Source organism: Sphingomonas sp. OK281 (assembly GCF_900115295.1).
Classification (GTDB): Bacteria; Pseudomonadota; Alphaproteobacteria; order Sphingomonadales; family Sphingomonadaceae; genus Sphingomonas.
The window spans coordinates 932,658-954,430 of the sequence record NZ_FOVZ01000002.1 but is presented as its reverse complement, the minus strand read 5'-3'; the positions used below and the strand labels follow the sequence as shown (position 1 = coordinate 954,430).

Genomic DNA, 21,773 nt, shown 5'->3' with positions numbered 1-21,773 from the left:
GGCCTTCGCCGGGGTGGTAGCCTCCAAGGTCGCGGGCGGACCCCTCAATCCAGAATATGCATCCACATCGGCTGGCCGACGAGACTCTGCGATCCCCGCAGCTTCTCTAGCGCCTGCGCGATCGAGCGTTCGGGGCTTTCGTGAGTCACGATCGCCACCAGGACGCTGCCGTCGGCGATCGCACCACGCTGGATCAAACTCTCGATCGAGACGCCCGCGTCGCGCATCGCCGCGGCGATCTCGGCCAGCACGCCGACGCGGTCCGCCACGGTGAAGCGGAGATAGGCACGGCCGCGGCGCTCGCCGCTGTCCGCCTTGGGGGCTGCGGTGAGCGATACTACCGGCATCGCGAACGGAGGGCCGAATTCGCCGCGTGCAATGTCGATCAGGTCGGCTACCACCGCGCTCGCCGTCGGGCCATCGCCCGCGCCGGCGCCCTGGAACAGCAGGCGGCCGACGAAATTACCCTCTGCGACCACCGCGTTGAGCGATCCGGTAACGTGCGCGAGCGGATGATCGATCGGCACGAGATGCGGATGGACGCGCTGAAACAGGCCTTCCGCGCCCGCTTCCGCCAGCCCCAGCAGTCGCACGCGATACCCGAGCGCCGCTGCCTCGGCGATGTCCGCGCCCAGCAGGTGCCGAATGCCGCTGATCGCGACGTCATCGAACGCAGGCTGCGTCCCGAAGGCAACCGCAGCCAGGATCGACAGCTTGTGCGCCGCATCGACGCCGTCGATGTCGAAGCTTGGATCGGACTCGGCAAACCCCAGCGCCTGCGCTTCCGCCAGCACCTCGGCAAAGTCGCGACCTTCCGACTCCATCTTGGACAGGATGAAATTGCACGTGCCGTTGAGGATCCCGTAGACGCGGGCGATCTCGTTCGCGGCCGCGCCCTCCCGCAGCCCCTTGATGACCGGGATGCCGCCCGCGACCGCCGCCTCGAACTTCAGCGCGACCCCGGCCGTCTCCGCCGCCTGCGCGAGTTCGAGGCCGTGATGCGCGATCATTGCCTTGTTCGCGGTGACGAAACTGCGTCCTGCCGCCAGCGTGCTGCGCGCCAACGTCAGCGCGGGGCCGTCCGACCCGCCGATCAGTTCGACGACGACGTCCGCACCCGGCTGTTTCGCCAGCGCGGTCGTATCGTCGACCCACGCGAACCGCGACAGATCGACGCCGCGATCCTTGCTACGGTCGCGTGCGGAGACCGCGACGATCTCGATCTCGCGTCCGGCGCGGCGCGCAATCAATTCACGGTTCGCATCCAATAACCGGATTACTCCGCCGCCGACTGTCCCCAGTCCCGCAAGGGCTACGCGCAATGGTTCGCTCATTTTCGTCCTCCACTCGGGCGTCCGGTTACGTTTCGGCGGGCATTTGCGCAATCCTGATGACGCAACGACGTGGTGTCCCTATCTGAGCACCATGTCCGGCCGCTTCGATCATCTCCCCAACCGTCGCACGATCATCGATCGCCGCGCCGTCTCCGAAACCATCGCCGCGCTGGAGGGCGTCGACGCCACCGCGCTACGCCGAGACGCGACCACGCTGTTGAAGACCGCGCTCGATAAGGGTCGGGTCGAGGTCGAACGCCGCCTCGTCGAACATCCGTCGCGTGGGTTGGAAGCCTCGAGCGCGCAGGCGTATCTGATCGACGCGCTGATCCGCATCCTGTTCGATTTCACCACGCAGCGACTGTACCCGCTGCCCAACCCGACGATCGGCGAGCGCCTCACGCTGATCGCGGTCGGCGGTTATGGCCGTGCTGAGATGGCGCCGCATTCGGATGTCGACATCGGCTTCCTCACGCCGGGCAAGCAGACGCCGTGGGCCGAGCGTGTGATCGAATCGATGCTGTACGCGCTGTGGGATCTCGGGCTGAAGCTCGGCCAGTCCAGCCGCTCGCTCGACGAAATGGTCTGCCAAGCGAAAGCCGACGTCACCGTCCGTACCGCGCTGCTCGAGGCGCGCTACGTCTGCGGCGACACGGAACTGTATGAACAGGCCTCGCACCGCTTCAAGACCGAGGTCCAGGCCGACACCGCGCGCACCTTCATCGCCGACAAGCTCGCCGAACGCGATGCGCGCCACCGGAAGATGGGCGACACGCGCTACGTCGTCGAGCCCAACGTCAAGGAGGGCAAGGGCGGCCTGCGCGATCTCCACGCGTTGTTCTGGATCGGCAAATACATCTACGACGTCCAGCGCGCCGCCGAACTGGTCGAGGTCGGGCTGTTCACCAAGGCCGAGTACCGGCTGTTCCACCGCGCCGACAATTTCTTCCAGGCGGTACGCTGCCACTTGCACAGCATTACCGGGCGCGCCGAGGACCGGCTGACGTTCGACCTGCAACGCGAGATCGCCGACCGGATGCGGTTCTCCGACCGACCGGGCAAGTCGAAGGTCGAGCGGTTCATGCAGTTCTATTTCCTGCAGGCGAAGACCGTCGGCACGCTCAGCGGCGTGTTCCTCGCGCATCTCGACGAGAAGTTCGCCGCGCGGGGACGGCGCTTCGGGTTGCCGACGATCCGCCGATCGCCGCGGAAACTCAACGGGTTCGTGCTGGATCGCGGGCGGTTGGCGCTGCCGAGCGACGACTTCTTCCAGGCCGACCCCGGACGCTTGATCGAGATCTTCCAGCTCGCCGACAAGCACGGCGTCGAGATCCATCCGCTCGCGATGCGCGCCGCCGCGCGGGATGCGAAGCTCGTCGACGACGTCCGCAACAGCCCGACTGCGAACACGCTGTTCCTCGACGTGCTGACCTCGCCGCGCGATCCCGAACTTGTCCTGCGCTGGATGAACGAGGCGGGTGTGTTCGGCCGGTTCGTGCCCGATTTCGCGCGCGTCGTCGCGCAGATGCAGTTCGACATGTACCATCACTACACGGTCGACGAGCACACCATCCGCGCGATCGGCCTGCTCGCGCGGATCGAAAGCGGCGCGTTGAAGGAGGATCACCCGCTCGCCAGCGCGATCTTCGAACAGATCGTGTCGCGGCGCGCGCTGTACGTCGCGGTGCTGCTCCACGACATCGCCAAGGGACGTGGCGGCGATCACTCGATCCTCGGGGCGGAAGTGGCGCAGCGGCTCTGTCCGCGCCTGGGACTCTCGCCCGCCGAGACGGAGACCGTCGCCTGGCTCGTCCGCTGGCACCTGCTGATGTCGGCGACCGCGTTCAAGCGCGACCTCAGCGACTTCAAGACGATCCTCGATTTCTGCGACGTGGTGCAGAGCCCGGAACGCCTTCGCCTGCTGCTAACGCTGACGATCGTCGACATCCGCGCGGTCGGGCCGGGCGTCTGGAACGGCTGGAAACGCCAGTTGCTCGGCGACCTGTACGAGTCCGCGGAGGAGGTGCTGCGGCTCGGTCACAAACAGAAGGGTCGGGCCGAGCGGATCGCCGCCAAGCAGGCGCATCTGCGCAACGAACTCGGCTGGAGCGAAGAGGCTTTCGCGATGCTCGTGCACCGTCTGCCCGAAGCGTATTGGATCGCCGAACCCGAGGACGTGCTGGCGCATAACGCGCGCTTCCTCGCCACTACCGGGGATGCGCAACTCGCGATCGACGCGCATGTCTATCCGGGACGCGGCGCAACTTTGGTGACGATCTACGCGGCCGATCATCCGGGGCTGTTCTACCGCATCGCCGGGGCGATCCACGTCGCCGGGGGCAACATCATCGATGCGCGAATCCACACGACGCGCGACGGGATGGCCGTGGATAATTTCCTGGTGCAGGATCCGTTCGGGCGGCCGTTCGATGAATCCGGCCAGCTGTCGCGGCTGAAGACCGCGATCGAGGATGCGCTCGCCAATCGCGGCAAGCTTGCCGATCGGCTGGTCGCGAAACCCCTGCCCCGAACCCGCGCGGAGGCGTTCGACATCGTTCCCAACGCGTTGGTCGACAACAAGGCGTCGAACCGGTTCACGGTGGTGGAGGTCAACGCACGCGACCGGCCGGCACTGCTGAACCAGCTCGCCAATGCGCTGTTCCAGTCGAAGGTGACGATCCACTCCGCGCATGTCGCGACGTACGGAGAGCGCGCGGTTGATACCTTCTACATCACTGACCTGACGGGCGACCGGATCACCCAGCCCGCGCGTTTGCGGACGCTGGAGCGTAGATTGCTGGCAGCGGCGGCGGGGGAAGAGATCGATCTGGCGGCGTAGGATACTGGTTGCCGAGCCTCCACCACCATGCGGAACGGGTGGGGCTCGAGTTGGCCCCTTCCCTCCTCGTCATCCTCGCGCAGGCAAAGATTCGTATCCTCGAACGTTCGCGATTCCACCGCGAGGTTAGCCAATACGAGGTTCTACCCTCGGGGAATGACGGTTGGACGACGCAAAAAAGCCGGTCCGCACTTGTGTGCGGACCGGCTTTCTCATGCGTGCCGCGGGATCAGAAGCGCGAGCGCAGCGTCAGGCCGTAGGTCCGTGGTTCGCCCAGATACGACGAGAAGATCTGGTTGGCCGTGGTGCCGAACGCCTGGGTTTGCGCCTGGCTGCCGGCACCCTGGAACGGTGCGCTGAACGCAACCTGCTGATAGTTGGTGTCGAGCAGGTTCTGCGCCCATACTTCCAGCGCCCATTTCTGCTGAGGACCACGGATACCGACGCGGGCGTTCATCAGGAAGAAGCCGTCCTGTGCCTTTTCGGGAAACAGGTCCGAGCCGGTGTTGTAGTCGCTGGTCATGCGGCCATCGACGTAAAACAGCGCCGTGAGCCCGGTATGGCCGATGTCCGGCGTCCACGCGGTCGAGGCCGTCACGGTATGCTTCGGCGCATTCGACAGGTTGCTGCCCGAGAGTAGGAACAATGCGGCGTCGAGCGGCTGGCCGTTCTCGCTGCCGACCAGATCGTTGCGGAAGCGGGTGTTCGTATAGGTGTAACCGAGGTTCACCGAATAGTTCGGCGCCGGGAACAGCCCCGCTTCGAGCTCGAAGCCCTGCGAGACGACGCCGTATTTGGTCTTGCCGGTGCACGTCCCCGTCGTCGAGCTCGCATCGCGATCCGCGCCGTTCAGGCTCGTGTCGCAGGTGGAGATGTTCTGGACGATGAAGTTGGTGCCGTTGAAGGTGTTCAACTGGAAGTTCTTGAACTCCTGGCGGAAGCCCGCGACGTTGAACGTGAAGTCCTTGGAAGTGAACTTCAGGCCGACCTCGTACGCGTTGACCGTCTCCGGATCGAACCGCAAGTTGGCGGCATTGGCCGCGGTCGGTGTCGAGAACACGTTCGCGGTCAGATCCGAACGATCGAGGTTGTAGCCGCCCGCCTTATAGCCGCGCGAATAGGACGCATACACCAGCGTGTCGGTACGCGGCTTGTACGAAATCACGCCCGTGCCGGTGAACTCGCCTTCCTTGAAGCTATTCGATGGCTTGACCGCCGTCAGCGCCGACGTCGAGTTACCGGTGCAGGTCAGCGTGACGATCCCGCCGACCAGCGTCTTCACCGCCGCCGGAACCGCCGCGCTGGCGAGCAACGGGCTCAGATTGGCCTGCTGGACCGGGCAGACGGTATTGTTGTTGTTGAAGTCGGCGTGGAAATCCTTCGCCTCGTGCGTGTAGCGCAGGCCTCCGGTGATCGACAGCTTGTCGGTCAACTTGAAGATGTTGTGCGTGAAGAAGGCGTAGTTCTCGCTGTCCTGGTAATAGGTCGAGCGCGTGTCGCCGACGTCGCTGACCGTGCTGAGGCGGTCGATACCGGCAAGGATCGTACTGGTCAGCGCGCCGAATGCGGGCTGCGTGCCGGGAACCAGGCCGGACAATACGGCGCGACCGGTCGGGCTGAGGCAGCCGGCCGCCCGAGGCGCGCGGAGTGCGGCGGCGGGGTTGATCGTCGCGACGATGCGGCATGCAGCGAACGCGCCGTAATCCTTGCCGAACTTGAGATTGTCGGCAACGACCAGGTCTTCCTTCGAATAATAGCCGCCGACCAGCCAATCGAGCTTGTCGTTGAACAGCGAGCCGTTCAGGCGGACTTCCTGGCTGAAGGTGTGGAACTGGCGATAGCTGTTGCCGTCGTCGGGACGGTAGCCGATGTCCAGATTGCCGTAGTCGATATCGCCTGCGCCGCCCGATTTGTATTCCCGGTATGCCGTGATCGAGGTGAGCGACGCGCCGCCGAGGTTGATGTCGATCTGGCCCGAGCCGCCGTAATCCGTCGTGACGTTCGAATAGGCACGACCCAGCGTGTTGGCGATGCGGCGATTATACGGATCGCCGGCGCTGGGGAACACTGCGCCCAGGCTCTGCATGACCTGGACGATGCGGTTGCCGGCGGGGTTGATCGCGAAATCGCCGGGGACGCCGGGGGTCGGATCGATCTTTTCCTGCGTATTGAGATAGACCGCGCCGCAGCATTTTTCGTCGCGATGCGTATAGTCGCCAATCAGCCGCAACGTGATGTCGGAGGTGGGCTCGAACAGCAGCTGGCCGCGGACGAAATAGCGGTTGCGATCGTTGTAATCGGTCTTGTTGATGACGTCGTAATAGAAGCCGTCGCGCTTGCCGAACACGCCGTCAAGGCGGAATGCCAGCTTGTCCTTGATGATCGGGCCGGTCAGACCACCGGCAATACGGATGTTGTTGTAGTTGCCATAGGTCGCCTCGGCATAGCCGCCGAAATTGTAAGAAGGCAGCTTTGTCAGGATGTTGATCGAGCCCGCGGTCGCGTTGCGGCCCGACAGCGTGCCCTGCGGGCCGCGCAGCACTTCGATGCGATCGACTTCGCCGAGGTCGTTCAGGCCCGACCCGGTGCGGCTGCGATAGACGCCGTCGATGAACACCGCGACGGAGCTTTCGAGACCGGGATTGTCACCGACCGTACCGATGCCGCGAACACGTGCCGATGCGTTGGCTTCGCTGCCGGTCGACGAGATCAGCAGCGAGGGGACGAGCTGCGTAGCCTGCCGGATGTCGTTCGCGCCGGTATTCTCCAGCGCGGCCGAACCGACCGCGGAAACCGCGATCGGCACGTTCGACAGGCGCTCGGATCGGCGGGTCGCGGTGATGACGATGTCGCTGGCGTTACCGCCCGTGTCCGCTTGTGGCGACGCCGCCTGTCGCGCCACCGGCGTCTGGCCCGCATCGACCGAGCCCGCCGCCGTGCCCGACGTCGTCGTGGCGGTCGCCTGCGCTTCGGGCTGGGTGGTCGGCACGTCCTGCGCGAATGCCGGGGTGACGAAGGCCGCGGTCGCAACGGCGGACAACAGATATGCGGTCATACGCATCGGCATTCTCTCCCTGACCCATTCGAGTTTTTCGAATTTATGGTTTGGACGCTAGATAGAGATATCTCCGTTCCTGCGTCTAGCAATTTCCGCATACGGAAAGAGATTTTTGAACATCATGTCTCAAAAACGCCACACAGTGACAGAGACCAAACCCTAGTTTCAAATCGCAACTGTTCAGGGGTGGGGTGCGCTGAGCTTGCAACGGGCCGGCGATCTGAGGCGGGACTCGGTTTGAACGAGATCTGCCGCGGCGATCATATACGCTTCTTCTTCTAGCCCCCCTCCCTGAAAGGGAGGGGTTGGGGGTGGGTCGGCTTCCGCATGGTCTGGACGCGGGGATAAAGCCGACCACCCCACCCCCTCCCCCTCCCTTTCAGGGAGGCGCAAGACGTGCACCGACCTGATCGGCGGCGCTCAAGACCACGCAAAGCACAACCCAAACACGCCCCCGCGCACAAGAAAAAGGCCGGCCAGTCCCTCGGGACCGACCAGCCTTTCAACATCCGATCGCTGCGGCCAGAGCCGCGACGCGAGTTACTTCGGTGCGAGCACCATCAGCATCTGGCGGCCTTCCATGCGCGGATACGCCTCGATCTTGGCGATCTCCGCGACGTCGTCCTGAACGCGCTTCAACAGGTTCATGCCGAGCTGGCCATGGCTGAGTTCGCGACCGCGGAACCGCAGCGTGATCTTGACCTTGTCGCCCTCTCCGATGAAGTCGTTCACCTTCTTCATCTTCGTGTCGTAGTCATGGTCGTCGATGTTCGGACGCATCTTGATCTCCTTGATCTCCTGCGTCTTCTGCGACTTGCGTGCGAGGTTCGCCTTCTTCTGCGCCTCGTACTTGAACTTGCCGACATCGAGAAACTTGGCGACGGGCGGATCGGCGTTAGGCGACACCTCGACCAGGTCGAGGCCATGCTCGGCTGCCTGCTCGATCGCTTCGCGCGTGTACATCACGCCCAGATTCTCGCCCTCGTGATCGATCACGCGGACCTTCTGGCTCTGGATGAATTCGTTGAATCGCGGGCCGTTCATCGCGGGCGTCTGCAACGGCCGGCGTATCGTGGGAGGACGTATGGGGTTTGCTCCTGAAGTTTCTGACGAAGTATTTGGGCCGGCGTATAGCGCAGAAACGCCCGCCCGAACAGATGGCGAATAGCCGGCCCTTGCGATCACATATCGGGTGCGCGCGCCTCGTCCGCAAGACGGGCGATCGCCTCGTCGAGCGCCATCATCTCCTGGCCCTGGCTGCCGAGACGGCGGATCGCGACCGTGCCTTCGTCCGCCTCGCGCTTGCCGACCACGAACAGCAGCGGCACCTTCGCCAGCGAATGCTCGCGCACCTTGTAGTTGATCTTCTCGTTGCGAAGATCGGTTTCGACGCGAAGGCCCGCCTTGCGCAACGTCGCGGCAACCTCATGCGCATAGTCGTCCGCGTCCGACACGATCGTCGCGACCACGACCTGCACCGGTGCCAGCCAGAGCGGGAAACGGCCGGCGTGATGCTCGATCAGGATGCCGAGGAAGCGCTCGAACGTGCCGAGGATCGCACGGTGGAGCATGACCGGGCGATGCCGCTCGCCGTCCGCGCCGACGTACGACGCATCGAGTCGCTCGGGCAGCACGCGATCCGACTGGATCGTGCCAACCTGCCACGTCCGGCCGATCGCGTCGGTCAGGTGGAATTCTAACTTCGGCGCATAGAAAGCGCCCTCACCCGGCAGTTCCTCGAAGTTCGCCTTGATCGTGTCGCTCAGGCCCGACTGCATCACCGCCTCGCGCAGCTCCGCCTCGGCCTTGTCCCACATCGCGTCGTCGCCGAACCGGTTGTCGGGGCGCAGCGCGAGCTTCACCGCGTAATCCTCGAAGCCAAGATGCTTGTAGACACTGTCGAGCAGCTCGCAGAATTTCCGCACCTCCTCCACCAGCTGGTCCTCGCGGACGAAGATATGCGCGTCGTCCTGGGTGAACTGGCGGACGCGCATGATGCCGTGCAGCGCACCGTGCGGCTCGTTGCGGTGACAGCAGCCGAACTCGGCCATCCGGATCGGCAGGTCGCGGTACGATTTGATCCCCTGCTTGAAGATCAGGACGTGCGCGGGGCAGTTCATCGGTTTCAGCGCCATCAGGTCGCCCTTGCCCGACAGGATCGCGCCCTCGTCTTCCGCATTGGGGATTTCGTCGGGCACGACGAACATGTTCTCGCGATACTTGCCCCAGTGGCCCGACTGCTCCCACTGCTTGGCGTCCATCAGCTGCGGGGTCTTCACCTCGGCATAATCGGCGGCATCGAGGCGGCGACGCATATACGCCTCGAGCTGGCGCCACAGCACGAAGCCGTTGGGATGCCAGAACACCGAGCCCTGTGCTTCGGACTGGAGGTGGAACAGGTCCATCTCCGCGCCGATCTTCCGGTGATCGCGCTTGGCGGCTTCCTCAAGGCGGAAGAGATGCTGGTCGAGCTGCTTCTTGTTGAGCCAGCCGGTGCCGTAGATGCGGGATAGCATCGCGTTCTTCTGGTCGCCGCGCCAATACGCACCCGACACGCGCGTCAGCTTGAACGCGGCGGGGTCGAGCTTCCCGGTCGAAGCCATGTGCGGGCCACGGCACATGTCGAGCCATTCGCCCTGGCGGTAGATCGTCAGTTCTTCGCCCTCGGGCAATTCGGCGGCCCATTCGGCCTTGAAGCTCTCGCCCTGCTGCGTCCAGCGATCGATCAGCTGCTGGCGCGACCAGACCTCGCGCAGGAACGGCTCGTTACGGGCGATAATCGCGCGCATCTCGGCCTCGATCGCGGGCAGATCCTCGTCGGTGAACGGGCGGTCCTTTGGCGCGAAGTCGTAATAGAAGCCGTCGTCGGTCGCCGGGCCGAAGGTGATCTGCGTGCCGGGGAAGAGGTGCTGGACCGCCTCCGCCATGACGTGGGCGAGATCGTGGCGGACGAGTTCGAGCGCATCCGCCTCGTCGCGCGCGGTCACCAGCGCGAGTGCGGTATCGCCCTCGAACGGCCGGTTGAGGTCGCGCACCTGCCCGTCGATGCGCGCGGCGAGCGCCGCCTTGGCGAGGCCCGGGCCGATCGCCGCGGCGACATCCGCGGGGGTAGTCCCGGGCGCAACCTCGCGGACGGAACCGTCGGGCAGCGTGATTCGGAACATTGCAGACATGGGAGACTTTCTCTCGGGATGGCGTGCGCGGACCGATCCGCGCACCTCGTGTATATAAGGTGATACGCGCACAGGGCTACTCCAGACGGACATCCGCCGGACTGGGGAGTGTCTGGGCGTTTTGGGAGAGTGCCGATGCTGGGTGTGTTGATGATGCTGTCGGCCGCTGCCGCGCCGGCTTCGACATGTGCGCCGACGAAGTTGGCGGCGTGCCGCGATACGAACCAACTGGTGATGGCACCCGCGTTTACCGCCGCGGTCCGGCGGTTCATCGGCAAGCGCAAGGCGGCGTATCTCTATGCGGATGGCGACGTGGCGGAGCAGCAGATCGAGGTGCTGCACGGCCCGCCGGACGAACCGACGCGGATCGGGGCGTTGTACCGCTTCACTGCGTGTCGCGCGCACAGCTGCCCGGAGAAAGGCGCGGCGGTGCTCGATCCTGCGGGGAAGATCGTGGCGCTGGCGATCCTGTATTCGCCGTGCGCGACCGCCGATACGCGCGACTGCAACCGACGCGACGATCTGGTCGTATTCATGCGTGAACGGGATCGGGTGCAGCGGGTCGAGGTGGTCGCGAATTTGCGCGCCTGGGCCGTGGAGCAGGCGGCGGGGAGCTATACGGGGCCGGGCCAGCCGAAGGTTCGGTTCGGGGGAATGCAGGTGATCGATCCGACGGTTGCGGGGTAGAACCTCCACCCCAACGAAGGCCGGGGCCCAATTGGGGAACGTCGCTAACGGAGGATTGCGCGCCGTTACTACCACCTCTCCAATTGGGCCCCGGCCTCCGCCGGGGTGGAGCAATGTTAGATGCTATCTCAAGGTCAGCATGCTGTCTGATGCCCCGCTCATACCACCCCGAACGGCACCACATGGTTCGCCTGCGTATGCCCGATCTCCGCCCGCCCAAGATACGGCACGCCCATGTCGCGCGACCAGCGGATCATCATGTAGTCGAGCGTCTCGCCCCAGGGCGGGTCGTTCTCCTGCACTGCGGTCACCGCGCCGAGCCGCAGTCCCGCGATCCCCTTCAACTGCGTGGCGTTGGCGACTTTGAACAGCATGCGGTCGATCGCGTACATCGGCTCCGACACCTCCTCGACGATCAGGACGTGATCGGTCAGGTCGGGCAACCACGGCGTGCCGATCAGCGAGGTCAGGATGCTCAGGTTGAACGCCGCTGAGGGCCGTCCGCCCAAGCCCGGCTCGAGGCCCCCGCGATCGCCGCGCACCATCCAGCCGAGCGACCGCGCCACCGTCGCTTCGCCGTCATGCCGGTTGACGTCGCTGACCATCGGCCCGTGCACCGGCCGCCCGATCCTGCGGGCATAGAGCGCACCGAGCAGGAAGCCGACGTCGGAATAGCCGAGATAGGTCTTGTGCCGCGCCGCGCGGCCCAGTTCGGGCATGACCATCGCGAGGATACGGTTTGCGCCATAGCCGCCGCGCAGGAACCAGAGCGCATCGAATGCGGGATCGTTCGCGTATTCCAGGAACGCCGCCGCCCGACGAAAATCCGAGCCGGCGAAATGGCCGTCGGTCTCCAGGCATTGCGGGTGGAAGACGAGTTCGACCTCGGGGAACGCGGTCGCCGCATACGCGGTGATCTTGGCGATCGCCGCGGGATTGGTCCGGCTCGACGCGGCGAGGACACCGATGCGCATTGTTCGTGTTCCCGACCTTGCCCCGTTACCAAACCGCCCATATCGCGGGCCGATGGATATCAGCAAACCCTGTTTCTTCGTCGGCATTGGCGGCAGCGGCATGATGCCGCTCGCAATGATCCTCGCGGGTCGCGGCGCGACCGTCGCGGGCTCCGACCGCAACCTCGACCAGGGCCGCGTACCCGCCAAGTTCGACGACCTTGCCGCGAAGGGCGTCGCGCTGTTTCCGCAGGACGGCAGCGGGATCGTCTCGGCCGACCAGCTTGTCATCGCCTCCGCTGCGATTGAGGCTACGGTGCCGGACATGATCGCGGCGGAGGCTCTAGGCTGCACGCGCTCGACCCGTGCGGCGATGCTGGCGTCGCTGTTCAACGACAGCCGGCTGCCGATCGGTGTCGCGGGGACGAGCGGCAAGTCGACCGTTACAGGCATGATCGGCTGGATCCTGCATGCCGTCGGGCGCGATCCGACGGTGATGAACGGCGCGGTGATGAAGAACTTCGCCACCCCCGATGCGCCGTTCGCCAGCGCGCTGGTCGGAGAGGGCGAGGCGTTCGTCAGCGAAGTGGACGAGAGCGACGGATCGATCGCGGGCTATGCGCCGAAGATCGCAGTGCTCAACAATGTCAGCCTCGACCACAAGTCGCTCGACGAACTGCGCGTGCTGTTCGGCGACTTCATCGCGAAGGCCGAGACGGCGGTGGTGAACGCCAACGATCCCGATGCCGCAGCGCTCGCCTCGCGGGTGCCGCGGGGTCAGGTCACGACGTTCGCAATCGATGCTTCGGCCGACCTGCGCGCCGAGAACCTGAAGCCCGAGCCGTTCGCGATCCGCTTCGACATCGTGTCGCGTGGCGTGCGGACGCCGGTGAAGCTAGCGGTGCCGGGTCGCCACAACGTCTCGAACGCGCTGGCGGCGATCGGAGCGGCGATGGCGGCGGACGTGTCGCTGGCGGACGCGGTCAAGGCGATCGCGGGGTTCACAGGACTGCGCCGCCGTTTCGACCTGGTTGGAGAGGCAGGCGGCGTCGCGGTGATCGACGATTTCGGGCACAACCCGGACAAGATCGCGGCGACGCTCGACACGCTGCACGCGTTTCCGGGGCGCTTGCTCCTGTTCTTCCAGCCACACGGCTATGGCCCGCTGAAGGTGATGGGCCGCGAGCTGGTCGCCACGTTCGTCGAGCGGATGGCGGAGGACGACGTGCTGATCCTCCCCGACCCGGCTTATTATGGCGGGACGGTCGCGCGGGAGGTGACCAGCGCGGACATCGTCGCGCAGATCGTCGAGGGTGGTCGCGATGCACGGCACATCGCCGATCGCGCGGAGGCCGCCGCCGCGCTCGTCGCGGAAGCGCGACCGGGCGACCGGATCGTGGTGATGGGCGCGCGGGACGACACGCTGAGCGTGCTCGCGGCGGGGATGGTCGACGCCTTGGCTGCCACCTGATACAGAGCAAAGCGGGAGACTGCCGATGTTCCGCCGCCTGTTCCTCGACCACCCCGCCACCGTCGGCGAGAGCTATGCCGAGCATTTCGGCGTCGCCGGACGCTTCGGCCTGACGATGATCAAGGGCGGGCTCGGCGCGCTGGTCCATGCGGTCGTGCCGGCGCTGTGCAAGACGTGGGGGAGCGACACGGTCGCCGACCTGCACCGCCAGATGGTCGAGAAGCGCGGCGCGATCGCGGCCGATCAGGCGCAGATGAAGACGGTCGAATTCATCATCTGACACGCGGCGCGAGGCCGTCCCTGCGATCCTCCCCCGCAAGGGGGAGGTGGCTGGCGCTTGCCAAACGGAGGGGGCGGTAAGGGATCACCGGCGTTCCGTGTCCTCCCCCTCCGTCACCTTCGGTGCCACCACCCCCTGGCGGGGGAGAATAGAGATCGCCTGTCAAGCGTCGTTGACTTAGCGGCGCCTATATGACAAGCTTCCTTTACCGATTCGAAAGGACGCTTTCCATGCTCACGAATCCTGCCATCCGCCGCTACAACCGCCGCGTCATGCTGCTCAGTCTTGTCTACGCAGCCTTGTTGTTCGCGACGATCTATCTGTTCGTGCATGGCGCGCTGCACGGACCGATCGCTTATGTCGCGGCGCTGCTGCCGGCCCTGCCGCTGATCGGCATCTTCTTGGTGCTCGGCCGCTACATCGTCGAGGAGACCGACGAATATTTGCGCATGCTGATGATCCGCCAGTCGCTCGTCGCAAGCGGTTTCATGCTGAGCATCATGACCGGATGGGGATTCCTCGAAGGGTTCGGGCTGGTGCCGCATATCCCCGCCTATTACGCGGCCGTGCTATGGTTCGCTGGGCTGTGGATAGGCTGGGGCTACAACATCGCGACGATGCGCCGCGGGGCGTGAAGAACCGCTTGAAAGTTTTGCGCGCCGAGCGGGACTGGAGCCAGGGCGACTTGGCCGACCGTCTCGACGTGTCACGGCAAAGCGTCAACGCGATCGAGACGGGACGCTACGATCCGTCGCTGCCGCTCGCGTTCAAGATTGCCGAACTGTTCGACCTCGCGATCGAGGATATCTTCACTAGTCCGTCGAAGGAGCCCGTGACATGATCTCGAACCTCAAAGCCCGCCTTGCCGCCGCCGCGGTCGCGCTGATGATCGTCGTGCACCCCGCCGGGAGCGAAGCGCAGTCCGCGCCCGCCGCTGCGCCGAAGACCGATGCCGTCGAGACGCAGATGCAGATGCAGCACATCTCCGTGCAGACCATTGGCAAGGGCACGCCGGTGATCCTCGTTCCCGGCCTCTCCTCCCCGCGCGCGGTATGGGCAGGCGTCGTTCCCACGCTGGCCAAATCGCACCAAGTGTATGTCGTGCAGGTCAACGGCTTCGGCGGCGACGATCCCCGCGCGAACCTGTCGCCGGGCATCCTCGATGGCATCGTCGCCGACCTGCACACGCTGATTGCGACGTCGATCGCTGGGTCGAAGCTCGGCAAACCCGCGATCGTCGGGCATTCGATGGGCGGGCTGGTCGCGCTGATGCTGGCCAAGGCGCATCCCGAGGACGTCGGCACGCTGATGATCGTCGATTCGCTGCCCTATATCGGCGACATCTTCGCGCCCGGCGCGACCGTGGCGGCGCTCGAACCACAGGCCAAGGCGATGCGGGCCGGCATGGCGGCGGCGTACGGGAAGCCGGCAAACCCGGCGGCGAACGAGGCGCTTGCCGCGCGCATGGCACTCAAGCCGGCCTCTCGCGCGGTGGTTGCCGACTGGGCGGCAAAGGCGGATGCCCGCGTCTCCGCGCAGGCGATGTACGAGGACCTGACCACCGACCTGCGCCCCGACATGGCGTCGATCGCTGTGCCGATCACGCTGGTCTATCCGTGGAACGCGGTGGGTACGACCAAGCCGGCCGCCGACGCGCTATACCGGAAGGCGTATGCGACCGCGCCGCACGTGACCTTCGTCGACATCGGCGATGCGGCGCATTTCGTGATGCTCGATCAGCCTGCCGCGTTCCAGGCTGCACTCGACGCCTTTCTCCGGCGCTGAGGGGCGGCTAAGGTATCGGCATGACCGATACCGCCACCCCGCCTGCACCGACGTCGCCCGTCAAGGAGCGCCCTCGCCTCGCTTATCACCACACCCCCGGTACGGGACCGACGATCGTGTTCCTGTCGGGATACGCGTCCGACATGAACGGGACCAAAGCGATCACGCTGGAGGCATGGGCGAAGTCCGAGGGGCGCGCGTTCCTGCGGTTCGATTATGGCGGGTGCGGGCAAAGCGAAGGGGCGTTCGAAGACCAGACCCTGGCCGACTGGCGCGACGACGTGCTGGCGATGATCGACGCGCTCGTCGAGGACAGCGCGGTGATCGTCGGCTCGTCGATGGGCGGGTGGCTGATGCTGCTGGCGGCGAAGCTGCGGCCCGATCTGGTGAAGGGGCTGGTCGGCGTCGCGCCGGCGCCGGACTTCACCGACTGGGGCTTCACTACCGAAGAGAAGATGGCGCTGCTGAGCAACGGGCGGATCGAGCGTGCCAATGCGTACGGGCCGAAGCCGACAGTCTACACCCGCGCATTCTGGTCGTCGGGCGAGGCGAACCGGCTGATGTTCGGCGAGATCGCGTTCGACGGTCCGGTCCGGCTGGTGCAGGGCCAGCGCGACCCGGACGTGCCGTGGCATCGCACCGCCCGCCTCGCCGAGCTGTTGCGTTCAGCCGACGTGCAGACGTGGCTCGTCAAGGACGGCGACCACCGCCTGTCGCGCGATAGCGACATTTCCCTCATCATCCGGGCGGTCGAGGATGTGATCGCCGCCCTATGATCTCGATGTTGCTCGCCTTCGCCGCTGCCCAGATCGCTGGCCCAACCTCGGGCCAAACCTCTGGCCAAATCTTGGGCCAAACCTCTGCCCAGACCTCTGGCCTGACGCCCGCGAAGGCTGGGCCGCTCGACATCCGGGCCGACCGGTTGCAGCGCTGCATCGCGCTCGTTCAGTCCGATCCCGCGGCGGCGCGCGCCGAGGCGGCACGGTGGCGGATCGCGGGCGGACGCTTTGCCGCGCGCGAATGTGCCGGGCTTGCCTTTGCGGCGGAGAAGGCATGGCCGGCCGCGGCCGGCGAGTTCGAGGAAGCGGCGCGCGGGGCGCAGCTCGCCAAGAATATCGGCGCGGCGACCTATTGGGCGCAGGCGGGGAATGCGTGGCTGGCGGCGGCGGACCCGGTCAAGGCGCGCGCGGCGCTTGATTCGGCACTGACCGCAGGGACGTTGACCGGGTTGCCGCTCGGCGAAGCGCAGCTCGATCATGCGCGGGCGCTGGTGGCGACGGGGGACTTGGAGTCGGCGCGGACCGATATCGACCTGGCGCTGACCAACGCGGCGGACGATCCGCTGGCGTGGCTGTTGTCGGCGACGCTGGCACGGCGCGAGGGCAATCCGGCGCGCGCGAAGAAGGATATCGGCGAGGCGTTGCGGCGGTCGGCGGACGATGCTTCGGTGCAATTGGAGGCGGGGAATATCGCGGCGTTGGCGGGCGACGAGGATGCCGCGCGGGCGGCTTGGGGTCAGGCGGCTCGGCTGGCGCCGGATACGCCCGTCGGACAGAGCGCGGTGACGGCGTTGAAGCAGTTCGACGGGCAGGCTAGCGCTCCTCGTCCCAGCACGCCGATCGGACGCTAGCACGCCACCACCCCGGCGGAGGCCGGGGCCCAGTTGGAGAGGTGGTTGTGACGAAGCGCCGTCCTTAACTGGCAACGTCCCCCCAACTGGGCCCCGGCCTTCGCCGGGGTGGTAGCTTTATGCGCTCCAACAGTTGCGGCCCTTTCACGCCACCACCCCCATCCCTATCTGCTGGTCCGAACAACCCTCGGAGCCAGCATGAAATATCTCCACACGATGATCCGCGTGACCGACCCGGCGAAGACGATCGCGTTCTTCGAGACGCTGGGGCTGAAGGAGGTCCGCCGGATGGAGAACGAGAAGGGGCGGTTCACGCTGATCTTCCTGTCGGTCCCCGGCGACGAGGGTGCCGAAGTCGAGCTGACGCACAACTGGGATCCCGAGGAATATGGCGAGGGCCGCAACTTCGGGCATCTCGCCTACCGCGTCGACAATATCTACGACACCTGCCAGCGGCTGATGGACTCGGGCGTGACGATCAACCGGCCGCCGCGCGACGGCCACATGGCGTTCGTGCGGACGCCCGACAACATCTCGATCGAGCTGTTGCAGGCGGACGGCGCGCTCGATCCCGCCGAGCCGTGGGCGTCGATGCCCAACACCGGCAAGTGGTAACACGCTGATGCTCGATATCGTCCGCGTGCCGGTGCTTTCCGACAATTACGCCTGGTTGATCCACGACACCGTCTCGGGCGAGACGGTGGTGGTCGATCCGGGCGAGGCCGGGCCGGTGATCGCCGCCGCCAAGAAGCGCGACTGGCGGATCGACCGGGTGTGGACGACGCACTGGCATCCCGATCATACCGGCGGCAATGCCGAGATGAAGGCGTATGGCGCGACCGTGGTCGGCCCCGCGGCGGAGGCGGACAAGATCCCGACCCTCGACGAGCAGGTCGGCGAAGGCGATGTCGTCCGTCTTGGGGCGCACGAGGCGACCGTGATGACGGTACCGGGGCATACGCAGGGGCATATCGCGTTCCACTTCGCCGACGATGCCGCGATCTTCACCGGCGACACGCTGTTCGCGATGGGATGCGGGCGGCTGTTCGAGGGGACGCCGGCGGACATGTTCGCGAACATGCAGCGATACGCGAAGCTTTCGGACGAGACCGAGGTGTTCTGCGGGCATGAATATACGCAGAGCAACGGGCGGTATGCGCTGGTTGCCGAGCCGGACAATGCCGACATCGTCGCGCGGATGGTCGAGGTGGATGCGGTGCGCGCGAAGGGTGAGCCAACCGTGCCGACGACGATCGGGCTCGAGCGGGCGACCAACCCGTTCCTGCGGGCGACGTCGGTCGAGCAGCTTGCGACCTATCGTGCGGCGAAGGATGCGTTTCGCGGCTAATGCGCGTATGGGCGTGGCGGGGATTTTGAGGAGCGTTGCGATGCGGATGCGGACCCTGCCACTCTTGATGCTGCCGGCGGTATTGCTCGGCGCGTGTACCCAGACCCAGGCGGAGGTCGAGCGTGCGCAGGTGCACGAGGCTGGCGTGCAGGACAAGCTGGCGAAGGAACTTGCCGGGCTGGTGCCGGGGAAACCCGAGACGTGCATCAACCAGTTCACGCAGAAGCAGAGCTCGGGATACGGGCCGACGATCCTGTACCGGGTCAGCCGGCGTCTCGTCTATCGTACCGAGACCGCCGGTGGGTGCGAGGGGATCGCGCGCGGCGACATCCTCGTCACGCGAACCCCGAGTGGGCAATTGTGTCGCGGTGACATTGCGCAGACCTTGGATCAATCGTCGCGCTTCCCGACCGGAAGTTGCAGCTTCGGCGCGTTCGTGCCGTACCGGAAACCGTGATGCGCGGGGCGGTTCTTGCGGCCGTCGCGCTGCTTACGGCGGGGATGCTGGTGGCCGGCAAGTCCGACCCGTTGGCCGGTCGACGTGCCGGAACGCCGGTGCGGTGCGTCAATCTCCAGTTGCTGAACGGCCCGGAGATCGTCGATGCGCAGACGATTCTGTATCGGCAGTCGGGCAAGCGCATCTGGAAGACGGGCCCGGTTGGCGAGTGTCCGTCGTTACGGCCGCTCGATACGTTGATCGTCGAAGTCTATGGCGGGCAATTGTGCCGGAACGATCGGTTTCGGACGGTGTCCGCTGGCATGTCGATCCCGTCGGGCTCGTGCCGGTTTCGGGATTTCACGCCGTACGACAAGGTGAAGTAGGCTCTTCGTTACCCGGATGCGCCTTCCCCCACGTTTCGCACCACCCCGGCGAAGGCCGGGGCCCAATTGGGGGACGGTGCCGGCTGAAGACAACACTCCGTTACATCGACCTTTCCAATTGGGCCGCGGCCTTCGCCGGGGTGGTAGCCGGTAGGGTAGCTCGACAGCCCCTTCCCCAATCAGCTGGGCTCAATCTTCAATCCTCGAACACGGCGGCCCGCTTTTCCATGTTCGCACGGACCTGCTCGATCTGGTTGGGCGTACGGATGACCTTTACCTGCTCTTCGGTTTCCGCGTGCAGCACTGCCACCGCATCCGCGTCAGCCGCGAGGTTGTAGAGCGTCTTCGCACCGCGGATCGCGTGGGGGTTCCTCGCGGCGATTTCGCGCGCCAGCGTCATCGCCTCGCCGAGCGGGTCTTCGGACAGGCGCGTGACGAAGCCGTGTCGCAACGCCTCCGCACCATCGAACTCGCGCGCGGTGTAGGTGAGTTCGCGCAGGACGTCGTCGCGGGCGAGCGTTCGCCACAGCGCGATGCCGGCCATGTCGGGGACGAGGCCCCAATAGGTCTCGCGGATCGCGAACCGGGCTTGCGGATGCGCGATGCGGATGTCGGCGCCCGACATGATCTGGAACCCGCCACCGAACGCGACGCCGTGGACCGCGGCGATCACCGGCATCGGCAAGGTCCGCCATCCCCACGCGACCTGCTGGACGAGGTTCGCGCCGCCTTCGGTACGATCGCCCAACGCCAATCCGGACCCGCCGCTCGCCATCGACGCCATGTCCAGCCCGGCGCAGAACGCCCTGCCCTCGCCCGACAGCACGACGCAGCGGATGTCGGTCATCCCGGCGAGACGGTCGATGGCGGCGGCGATGCCGTCGAACATGGCGGGATCGATCGCGTTCATCTTGTCCGCGCGATTGAGGCGGACGTCGGCGATCCCGTCCGCGACGGCGATGGTGACCCGGTCGTTCACAGGCGATCCTCTCGATGTTTGCGGCGACGCTAATCGCGCCTGCGCTCCCCCGCAATCATGCGATCGCGCCATCCGTCGAGTTATCGCCACGGCCCGTACCGTGTCGAACGGACGATCCTATCCCAGCGCTTCGGTGAAATGCCGCCGACAGAGCGCCACGTACCGGTCGTTGCCGCCGATCTCGGTCTGCTGTCCCTCCGCGATCGCCCGCCCGCGCTCGTCGACCCGGAGGTTCATCGTCGCCTTGCGCCCGCACATGCACACCGATTTGATCTCGACCAGCGAGTCCGCCAGCGCCAGCAACCGCGCCGATCCCGGAAACAGGGCGCCCTGGAAATCGGTCCTCAGCCCATAGGCCAGTACCGGGATGCCGACGACGTCGCAGATATGCGCGAGCTGATCTACCTGCACGGCGGTCAGGAACTGCGCCTCGTCTACCAGCACGCACGAGAGTGCGACCTCGGCGTGCTGACGCATCACGCAGGCGGCGATATCCGTCACCGCATCGAACGCGATAGCCGGCGCCTCCAGCCCGATCCGCGACGTGATCGTGCCCGCGGCGAATCGGTCGTCGATGGCGGCGGTGAACAGCATCGTCCGCATCCCGCGCTCGCGGTAGTTGAAGTCCGCCTGCAACAGGTTCGTCGACTTCCCCGCGTTCATCGACGCGTAGTAGAAATACAGCTTGGCCATGGGGGCAAAGAGCGGGAACGCGGGGGGATGTCCAGACCCGTTCCCATTTCGTTCGTCCCGAGTAGCTGCTGAGCTTGTCGAAGCGGCGTATCGAAGGACAGGTTGGTAGGCGGAACCTGTGCTTCGATACGAGCCCTCGATACGCTTCTGCGAAGCTACTCGGTCTCTACTCAGCACGAACGGAAAGGGGGGCGGAGGCGCTATGTGCGGGAGAGTTCAGGGGCGTAGGAACCGGATGGGGCGGGCGAGGTATTGCAATCGACCCGCCATCAGCCTGACTCGCTGAAACTGGGGCACTAAACGGCCTCCAGTATCAATCTTCGGTCAGATCCCGCGCCACATGCGGATTGCGCAGCAGCGTGTCGATGTGCGTACCCTCGTCGAAGCTCTCGTCCGCGAGGAACTTCAGCTTGGCGGCATACCGCATCTGCACCCGGTTCGCGACTTCGCGCTGAAGGTAGGCGGTGTTGGTGCGCAGCGCCTTCAGCACCTTTTCCTCGTCCTTGCCGAGCAACGGCTTCACGAAGACGGTGGCGTGGCGGAGATCGGGGGACATGCGGACTTCGGTGATCGTCACGAGGTGCTTTTCAAGCACCGGATCGTGCACGTCGCCGCGTGCGAGGATGTCCGACAGCGCGTGACGCGCCTGTTCGCCGACTCGCAACGAGCGGACGGCTTTTGCTTCTGGGGTATCGGTCTTCATCTTAAGCTCCCTCTCCCC

General features: G+C 65.7%; 21 protein-coding genes. 13 read left to right on the top strand and 8 right to left on the bottom strand.

Features of this window, described 5'->3' with window-relative positions; translation table 11 throughout:
* Positions 1–44 precede the first annotated feature (44 nt).
* Positions 45–1,334 (bottom strand): homoserine dehydrogenase, encoded by a 1,290-nt coding sequence (locus tag BM244_RS10470; protein ID WP_093398814.1) that lies wholly within the window; start codon positions 1,332–1,334, stop codon positions 45–47.
* A gap of 91 nt (positions 1,335–1,425) precedes the next feature.
* On the opposite strand from BM244_RS10470, the gene BM244_RS10465 reads away from it, so the two are divergent.
* Complete coding sequence (locus tag BM244_RS10465; protein WP_093398813.1) at positions 1,426–4,173, top strand: [protein-PII] uridylyltransferase; 2,748 nt, start codon at positions 1,426–1,428, stop codon at positions 4,171–4,173.
* Positions 4,174–4,402: 229 nt separating this feature from the next.
* On the opposite strand, the gene BM244_RS10460 is transcribed toward BM244_RS10465, so the two are convergent.
* From BM244_RS10460 to thrS, 3 genes are all read right to left on the bottom strand, one after another.
* Positions 4,403–7,234, bottom strand: a complete 2,832-nt coding sequence (locus BM244_RS10460; RefSeq protein WP_093399100.1) for a TonB-dependent receptor — start codon at positions 7,232–7,234, stop codon at positions 4,403–4,405.
* A 537-nt stretch (positions 7,235–7,771) separates the two neighbouring features.
* Entirely contained in the window at positions 7,772–8,275 is a 504-nt protein-coding gene (gene infC, locus BM244_RS10455; protein ID WP_093398812.1) for a translation initiation factor IF-3, read from the bottom strand.
* Between the two features lie 137 nt (positions 8,276–8,412).
* Positions 8,413–10,404: a threonine--tRNA ligase gene (thrS, locus tag BM244_RS10450; protein WP_093398811.1), complete on the bottom strand. Its 1,992-nt coding sequence runs from the start codon at positions 10,402–10,404 to the stop codon at positions 8,413–8,415.
* 135 nt (positions 10,405–10,539) lie between these two features.
* On the opposite strand from thrS, the gene BM244_RS10445 reads away from it, so the two are divergent.
* Positions 10,540–11,091: a hypothetical protein gene (locus BM244_RS10445; RefSeq protein WP_093398810.1), complete on the top strand. Its 552-nt coding sequence runs from the start codon at positions 10,540–10,542 to the stop codon at positions 11,089–11,091.
* 158 nt (positions 11,092–11,249) lie between these two features.
* Here the strand turns inward: BM244_RS10445 and BM244_RS10440 are convergent, their stop codons facing one another.
* The gene (locus tag BM244_RS10440; protein WP_093398809.1) at positions 11,250–12,065 is read right to left on the bottom strand and encodes an LD-carboxypeptidase; all 816 of its coding nucleotides are present in this window, start codon (positions 12,063–12,065) and stop codon (positions 11,250–11,252) included.
* Positions 12,066–12,117: 52 nt separating this feature from the next.
* Here BM244_RS10440 and BM244_RS10435 point away from each other — a divergent pair, with 52 nt between their 5' ends.
* The 11 genes from BM244_RS10435 (at position 12,118) to BM244_RS10385 (ending at position 19,380) form a co-directional block, all read left to right on the top strand.
* On the top strand, positions 12,118–13,515 hold the full coding sequence (locus tag BM244_RS10435) for a UDP-N-acetylmuramate--L-alanine ligase (RefSeq protein ID WP_093398808.1): 1,398 nt from the start codon (positions 12,118–12,120) through the stop codon (positions 13,513–13,515).
* A 25-nt stretch (positions 13,516–13,540) separates the two neighbouring features.
* Positions 13,541–13,795, top strand: a complete 255-nt coding sequence (locus BM244_RS10430) for a DUF6356 family protein (protein ID WP_093398807.1) — start codon at positions 13,541–13,543, stop codon at positions 13,793–13,795.
* 230 nt (positions 13,796–14,025) lie between these two features.
* Entirely contained in the window at positions 14,026–14,430 is a 405-nt protein-coding gene (locus tag BM244_RS10425) for a hypothetical protein (RefSeq protein ID WP_093399099.1), read from the top strand.
* Entirely contained in the window at positions 14,427–14,636 is a 210-nt protein-coding gene (locus BM244_RS10420) for a helix-turn-helix transcriptional regulator (RefSeq protein WP_093398806.1), read from the top strand. The genes BM244_RS10425 and BM244_RS10420 overlap by 4 nt, the downstream gene beginning before the upstream one ends.
* Positions 14,633–15,580 carry an alpha/beta fold hydrolase gene (locus tag BM244_RS10415; protein ID WP_093398805.1) on the top strand — a complete coding sequence of 316 codons (948 nt, stop codon included), beginning with the start codon at positions 14,633–14,635 and terminating at the stop codon, positions 15,578–15,580. Before BM244_RS10420 ends, BM244_RS10415 begins: the two co-directional genes overlap by 4 nt.
* A 20-nt stretch (positions 15,581–15,600) precedes the next feature.
* On the top strand, positions 15,601–16,356 hold the full coding sequence (locus tag BM244_RS10410) for an alpha/beta hydrolase family protein (protein ID WP_093398804.1): 756 nt from the start codon (positions 15,601–15,603) through the stop codon (positions 16,354–16,356).
* The gene (locus BM244_RS10405; RefSeq protein WP_093398803.1) at positions 16,353–17,210 is read left to right on the top strand and encodes a hypothetical protein; all 858 of its coding nucleotides are present in this window, start codon (positions 16,353–16,355) and stop codon (positions 17,208–17,210) included. The genes BM244_RS10410 and BM244_RS10405 overlap by 4 nt, the downstream gene beginning before the upstream one ends.
* 198 nt (positions 17,211–17,408) lie before the next feature.
* Positions 17,409–17,825, top strand: a complete 417-nt coding sequence (locus tag BM244_RS10400) for a VOC family protein (protein ID WP_093398802.1) — start codon at positions 17,409–17,411, stop codon at positions 17,823–17,825.
* A gap of 7 nt (positions 17,826–17,832) precedes the next feature.
* A complete protein-coding gene (gene gloB, locus BM244_RS10395; RefSeq protein WP_093398801.1) occupies positions 17,833–18,558 on the top strand; it encodes a hydroxyacylglutathione hydrolase in 726 nt (241 codons plus the stop codon).
* A 40-nt stretch (positions 18,559–18,598) separates the two neighbouring features.
* The gene (locus BM244_RS10390; protein ID WP_139226903.1) at positions 18,599–19,015 is read left to right on the top strand and encodes a hypothetical protein; all 417 of its coding nucleotides are present in this window, start codon (positions 18,599–18,601) and stop codon (positions 19,013–19,015) included.
* On the top strand, positions 19,015–19,380 hold the full coding sequence (locus BM244_RS10385) for a hypothetical protein (protein WP_093398799.1): 366 nt from the start codon (positions 19,015–19,017) through the stop codon (positions 19,378–19,380). Before BM244_RS10390 ends, BM244_RS10385 begins: the two co-directional genes overlap by 1 nt.
* Before the next feature lie 196 nt (positions 19,381–19,576).
* Here the strand turns inward: BM244_RS10385 and BM244_RS10380 are convergent, their stop codons facing one another.
* The 3 genes from BM244_RS10380 to rbfA all read right to left on the bottom strand — a co-directional run bounded on the left by BM244_RS10380 (position 19,577) and on the right by rbfA (position 21,755).
* Entirely contained in the window at positions 19,577–20,359 is a 783-nt protein-coding gene (locus tag BM244_RS10380) for a crotonase/enoyl-CoA hydratase family protein (RefSeq protein WP_093398798.1), read from the bottom strand.
* Positions 20,360–20,476: 117 nt separating this feature from the next.
* Positions 20,477–21,052, bottom strand: a complete 576-nt coding sequence (locus BM244_RS10375; protein ID WP_093398797.1) for a thymidine kinase — start codon at positions 21,050–21,052, stop codon at positions 20,477–20,479.
* A 313-nt stretch (positions 21,053–21,365) separates the two neighbouring features.
* Positions 21,366–21,755 carry a 30S ribosome-binding factor RbfA gene (gene rbfA / locus BM244_RS10370; protein ID WP_093398796.1) on the bottom strand — a complete coding sequence of 130 codons (390 nt, stop codon included), beginning with the start codon at positions 21,753–21,755 and terminating at the stop codon, positions 21,366–21,368.
* Positions 21,756–21,773: the final 18 nt, after the last annotated feature.

Bases quoted from the DNA above. Each gene is read 5' to 3' on its own strand.
- BM244_RS10470 (WP_093398814.1), bottom strand. From the start codon at position 1,334: ATGAGCGAACCATTGCGCGTAGCCCTTGCGGGACTGGGGACAGTCGGC.
- BM244_RS10465 (WP_093398813.1), top strand. From the start codon at position 1,426: ATGTCCGGCCGCTTCGATCATCTCCCCAACCGTCGCACGATCATCGAT.
- BM244_RS10460 (WP_093399100.1), bottom strand. From the start codon at position 7,234: ATGCGTATGACCGCATATCTGTTGTCCGCCGTTGCGACCGCGGCCTTC.
- infC (WP_093398812.1), bottom strand. From the start codon at position 8,275: ATGAACGGCCCGCGATTCAACGAATTCATCCAGAGCCAGAAGGTCCGC.
- thrS (WP_093398811.1), bottom strand. From the start codon at position 10,404: ATGTCTGCAATGTTCCGAATCACGCTGCCCGACGGTTCCGTCCGCGAG.
- BM244_RS10445 (WP_093398810.1), top strand. From the start codon at position 10,540: ATGCTGGGTGTGTTGATGATGCTGTCGGCCGCTGCCGCGCCGGCTTCG.
- BM244_RS10440 (WP_093398809.1), bottom strand. From the start codon at position 12,065: ATGCGCATCGGTGTCCTCGCCGCGTCGAGCCGGACCAATCCCGCGGCG.
- BM244_RS10435 (WP_093398808.1), top strand. From the start codon at position 12,118: ATGGATATCAGCAAACCCTGTTTCTTCGTCGGCATTGGCGGCAGCGGC.
- BM244_RS10430 (WP_093398807.1), top strand. From the start codon at position 13,541: ATGTTCCGCCGCCTGTTCCTCGACCACCCCGCCACCGTCGGCGAGAGC.
- BM244_RS10425 (WP_093399099.1), top strand. From the start codon at position 14,026: ATGCTCACGAATCCTGCCATCCGCCGCTACAACCGCCGCGTCATGCTG.
- BM244_RS10415 (WP_093398805.1), top strand. From the start codon at position 14,633: ATGATCTCGAACCTCAAAGCCCGCCTTGCCGCCGCCGCGGTCGCGCTG.
- BM244_RS10410 (WP_093398804.1), top strand. From the start codon at position 15,601: ATGACCGATACCGCCACCCCGCCTGCACCGACGTCGCCCGTCAAGGAG.
- BM244_RS10405 (WP_093398803.1), top strand. From the start codon at position 16,353: ATGATCTCGATGTTGCTCGCCTTCGCCGCTGCCCAGATCGCTGGCCCA.
- BM244_RS10400 (WP_093398802.1), top strand. From the start codon at position 17,409: ATGAAATATCTCCACACGATGATCCGCGTGACCGACCCGGCGAAGACG.
- gloB (WP_093398801.1), top strand. From the start codon at position 17,833: ATGCTCGATATCGTCCGCGTGCCGGTGCTTTCCGACAATTACGCCTGG.
- BM244_RS10390 (WP_139226903.1), top strand. From the start codon at position 18,599: ATGCGGATGCGGACCCTGCCACTCTTGATGCTGCCGGCGGTATTGCTC.
- BM244_RS10385 (WP_093398799.1), top strand. From the start codon at position 19,015: ATGCGCGGGGCGGTTCTTGCGGCCGTCGCGCTGCTTACGGCGGGGATG.
- BM244_RS10375 (WP_093398797.1), bottom strand. From the start codon at position 21,052: ATGGCCAAGCTGTATTTCTACTACGCGTCGATGAACGCGGGGAAGTCG.
- rbfA (WP_093398796.1), bottom strand. From the start codon at position 21,755: ATGAAGACCGATACCCCAGAAGCAAAAGCCGTCCGCTCGTTGCGAGTC.